General features: G+C 76.0%; 1 protein-coding gene. It reads left to right on the top strand.

The annotated features are described in order from the left end of the window. Positions 1 to 751 (top strand): SH3 domain-containing protein (locus L2I40_RS23700; RefSeq protein ID WP_237217802.1); only part of this gene is annotated, 751 nt, incomplete at its 5' end. Between the last annotated feature and the right edge of the window lie 232 nt (positions 752 to 983).

Below are 983 nucleotides of genomic sequence, written 5' to 3'. Positions count from 1 at the left end.
GGCCCTGGCGGCCTGCGACGACCCGGCGCCGCGGCAGCGCGGCGAGGGCGGGGCGCTGCCCACGCCCGGCCGGCCGGCGGAGGCGCAGCGCATCGTGGAAGAACGCCTGCGCGCGCGGCTGCGTGTTGATGGCGAGTTGCGGCTGCGCGCGCTGCAGGCCTATCGCCAGGCGACGCCGGATACACTCGCCCTCTGCGGGCAGGTGAACCCCGGCGCGCGCAACGACACGCCGTTCATCCCCTTCGTGGCCGCCGTCTCCTTCGAGGGCGAGCGCGCGACGAGGGTCGAGTTCCATCTCGGCGCCACCTCGGCGGAGGCGACACGGGTCTACTACGAGATGCTGGACCGCTGCTTCGACGGCGGGGGGACGCCGCGGCGGGGCGGCGTCGGGGCCTTGCCGCCGGCGCCGGAGCCCCTGCCGGCCGAGCCGATGGCCGAAGCGCGACCGCCCGCTCCGTCGCTGCAGGAGACGATCGCGACACCCCAGCCGCAGCAGTTCCAGGCCCAGCCGCTGCCGCTGCCGCAGGTGACAGCGCCCGTCACGGCGACGACCCGGCCGGCGGGCGGCACCGCCGTCACCCGTGGGCCGGCCAATCTCCGGGACCAGCCTTCGGGCGCGGGAAGCGTGCTGCGGGTGATCCCGCGCGGCGCGACCTTGCAGGTCTTCGCCGAGGCACCGGGCGGTTGGCTCCAACTCGGGGAGGAGGAGCCCTGGGGCTGGGTGCACGCCTCCCTGCTGGAGCCGCGATAGGCGGGTTCTGCCGGCGCAGGAACGCGTCGAGGGTCTCGCGAGGCGGCGGGGTCGAACCCCCACGCGCCCTCGCTCCGCTCGGGTACCCTCCCCCGCTTCGCGGGAGAGGGAGTGACGGGCGCCCGACATCGCCCGTCCGCCCCCCGGCGCCCTGCCTTGGCTTTGCCAAGGCAGGATGAGCCGTCAGCCCTGAATCAGCGCCGATCCAGGGGTCCCCGCGGCAACGCGCAGC

This window comes from Falsiroseomonas oryziterrae, from assembly GCF_021864505.1.
GTDB lineage: Bacteria > Pseudomonadota > Alphaproteobacteria > Acetobacterales > Acetobacteraceae > Falsiroseomonas > Falsiroseomonas oryziterrae.
The sequence above is the reverse complement of the archived record's forward strand: the minus strand, read 5'-3'. Positions and strand labels throughout refer to the sequence as shown.